This is a genomic window from Staphylococcus simiae, assembly GCF_002902085.1.
Lineage (GTDB): Bacteria > Bacillota > Bacilli > Staphylococcales > Staphylococcaceae > Staphylococcus > Staphylococcus simiae.
The window spans coordinates 1-4,098 of sequence record NZ_PPQR01000039.1 but is presented as its reverse complement, the minus strand read 5'-3'; the positions used below and the strand labels follow the sequence as shown (position 1 = coordinate 4,098).

The 4,098-nt window shown below is 35.2% G+C and carries 1 protein-coding gene and 1 pseudogene; both read left to right on the top strand.

Going from position 1 to position 4,098, the window contains the following annotated elements:
- Nucleotides 1–2,023, top strand: a 2,023-nt coding sequence (locus CD113_RS05810) for a putative Ig domain-containing protein (protein WP_142380897.1), incomplete at its 5' end; no start/stop codon positions are given.
- 183 nt (nucleotides 2,024–2,206) lie between these two features.
- Nucleotides 2,207–3,442, top strand: a pseudogene (locus tag CD113_RS05805) (MFS transporter).
- Nucleotides 3,443–4,098 lie beyond the last annotated feature (656 nt).

Here is a 4,098-nt window from a genome sequence, read left to right as displayed (position 1 = left end):
AGAAGTGAACACACCAATCGACAATATCGTTATCGATAGTCAAGATAACAGTGGTCAACCAGTGACAAATAGTGTGAGTGACTTACCAGAAGGTGTAACGTTTGATGAAGCGACGAACACAATTAGTGGTATTCCAACGACTGTAGGTACGTATCCAGTAATAGTGACAACAACAGACGCGGAAGGCAACACAACAACGACAAAATTTACGATTACAGTGATAGATACGACAGCACCAACGGTGAAAGCAATCGATGATCAAACTAAAGAAGTCAATACACCAATTGATAACATCGTTATTGAGGGTAGTGACAACAGTGGTCAACCAGTGACAAACAGTGTGAGCGGCTTACCGAATGGCGTAACGTTTGATGAAGCGACAAACACAATTAGTGGTAGCCCAACGACAGTTGGCACATATCCAGTAACGGTAACGACAACGGACGCTGAAGGCAACACAACAACAACGCAATTCACAATTACAGTAGTGGATACGACAGCACCAACGGTGAAAGACATTGACGATCAAACGAAAGAAGTTAATACACCAATCGATAACATCGTCGTTGATGGTAGTGATAATAGTGGCCAACCAGTAACAAACAGTGTGAGTGGCTTACCAGAAGGTGTAACTTTTGATGAAGCAACGAACACAATTAGTGGCAGTCCAACAATGGTAGGTACTTACCCAGTCACAGTGACAACAACAGACGCTGAAGGTAACACAACAGAGACGAAATTCACGATTACAGTGGTAGATACAACAGCACCAACGGTGAAAGCAATCGATGATCAAACGAAAGAAGTCAATACACCAATCGATAACATCGTCATTGACGGTAGCGATAACAGTGGTCAGCCAGTGAGAAATAGTGTAAGTGGCTTGCCAGCAGGTGTAACATTTGATTCAGAGACAAACACAATTAGTGGTAGTCCAACAACGGTAGGTACGTATCCAGTGACTGTGACAACAACGGACGCGGAAGGCAACACAACAGAGACGCAATTCACAATTACAGTGGTAGATACAACAGCACCAACGGTGAAAGCAATCGATGATCAAACGAAAGAGGTCAATACACCAATTGATAATATCGTTATTGACGGCCAAGATAACGGTGGTCAGCCAGTAACAAACAGTGTGAGTGGTTTACCGAATGGCGTAACGTTTGATGAAGTGACTAACACAATTAGTGGCAGTCCAACGACTGTAGGTACTTACCCAGTAACTGTGACGACAACGGACGCTGAAGGTAATACAACAACAACACAATTCACGATTACAGTGATAGATACAACAGCACCAGATGCACCGACTATTAATCCAGTTCATAAAGGCGATACAACAATAACTGGTAAAGCTGAACCAAAATCAACAGTGACAATAACATTCCCAGATGGCACAACAGCGACTGGTACTACAGATGCTGATGGCAATTACACAATTGATGTTCCGTCTAACGTACACTTAAATGGAGGAGATCATATTAATGCAATTGCAACTGATAAGTCAGGTAACGACTCTCCAGCAGCTGATACAATAGTGATTGATGATAGTAAACCGGTTGATCCGGATCACCCAACAGATCCAACAGACCCAACGGATCCAGTGAAACCAACAGATCCTAGTCATCCAACCAAACCAAATCAACCGACTCAACCATCACAACCAGGCACAGTTGTACCACCAAGTACGCCGAAAAATGATAGACCAAGTAATGATCATCACAACAACGCAGAACCGTCACAACAACAGAACACAAGTGATAATAATATGACTCCAACTCAGAATAACCATAGATACAGTAGACAAGAACGTATTTACAATGAGTCAGCGAAGACACATCATAAAAAAGGAAATAATAAAGCTACGGCAAATAAACAACAAAGTGAATTACCTGAAACGGGAGATTCTGAGACTAATAAAGGAACTTTATTTGGTTCATTACTAGCAGGTTTAGGCGCATTGTTCTTATTCTTTAAACGTCGTAAAGAAGACGAAGATACAGATAAGGAACAATAATAGTGATTGAAAAATGAATATATTAAATAAAATAAGTTTTATTTAAACTAGAATGGTAACTTCTATTGAAATAACATAGAAGTTACCATTTTTTACTGATATATTTACTTTTTACATATTTGTGATTATTATATAAATACAAAAAAGGGTGGGATAGTTTTTCATTAAAGGGGGTTGGTTAATGTGAAGCAACTTAGTGTTACACTGAAAGTTCGCTTAATTAGTGATTTTTTTCAAACGATCATAGCCATAGCATTTTTACCTTATATTGCGTTGTACCTAACTGATATGGTTAATCAAACTTTTTCGGGTATATTTTTAACTTTTTTAATTGCTATAAACTTACCCATTTCACTAATCTCAGGATACATAATGAATTTTAGTTCTAAAAAGAAGCTAGTCTTATTTTATCAATTTATATTATCCGTAGCCTTAGTCATAATGGCACTTTTTTCAGGTAATGATACATGGCACATTGTCATTTTTTGTCTATCATATGCCTTGTTTAGTATCGTGTGGGGCCTACAATTTCCAACGATGGATGCTTTAATTATGGATGCCATAACACCAGAAGTTGAACATTATATTTATAAAATTGAATATTGGCTAAGTAATGTTGCTACAGCAATAGGTGCTTTAATCGGAGGGATAGCTTATGGTTATAATCGTGGCCTGTTATTTTTAATCGCAGCGATTGTCTTTTTAGCAGTCTTTTTAGCATTATATCGCTGGTTACCTAATGAACAACAAACATATCGTAATGACAAAGAAGTTCAACCAAATCAAATATCTGCTTTTCAATTAAAAGATATATTTGCTACATATCATGTTGTCTTAAAAGATAAGTTATATATGTTATTAATTATAGGACAAAGCATTTTTATTATGGCTGAATTTTCAACATCATCATATATTGCGATACGCTTAAAACAAGAATTTTCTACAGTAACATTAGGGGCAATTGATATTACTGGTGTCAAAATGTATTCTCTAATTATGCTAACGAATACGGTTGTAGTGGTTCTTATGACTTATACTGTTTCAAAAGTTGTTATGTCATTAAATTTAAAACAAGTTTTTGCCATTGGAATCACCTTTTATACTATTGGTTATGTAAGTATTACTTTTTTAAATCAATTTACGTTATTAATCATTTTTGTGGTGATAGCCACATTAGGAGAAATTATTTATTCACCTATTGTTGAGGAACAACGTTTTAAAATGATTCCAGAACAACAAAGAGGACCATATGTTGCAATGAGTACGTTAAGTATTAATTTAGCGGAATTGTTAGCATGATTAGGAATTCTTTTAGGTGTATTACTGACATCGATTCAAATGGGTGCTTATATGTTTATCATGCTCGTTATAGGTGGCATCATGATGTATCAAAGTATACGCTTGAAACTTAAAAATTAAACACATTCATTGTGATAGTGTATTTAAAGTACTTTTATTATTAATTTGATAGGGATTAAAATAGTGAGTGATTTATTAAAATTCTATTAAATTTTGACGTTTGTAATGGTTTTATACTAGTTATTTGTTAAAATGTAATTACTTTAAAAGTTGATTAATAAAAACCAGCAATTGATATGTAATTTAGACATTTTGAATACTTACCTTTCATATTTTTTAAAATAGTATATGAAGGTTTTTATTATAACTAAACTAAAGTTAAGTTATTTATTAAACAGACGTGACTAATCATTTTATTAGACTACGTACTCTAAGAGCCTGGGATAAAGCCCCATCTATACGTAATATGGTGCGATTGCCCGTAACTGTTTGGATTATTAAATATTGATGAATGAAAGTTTGATAATTCTAATTAGTATTGTCGGGTAGGTGGGTTCCGTCATCAAAAATTTTAAAAGGATTACAGTTGCTATGAAAAAGGTCTACAGTTTATAAATTCATAATAAACTGCTTAAGATTTTCTAGCTATCAAGATAGCAGTAACTCTAACAACTGCATAGGGACCCAACACAGAGAAATTCTTAGCAAAGAATTTTTACAATAATGTGCAAGTTGGGCAAGGGACCCAACACAGAGAAATTCTTAGCAAAGAATTT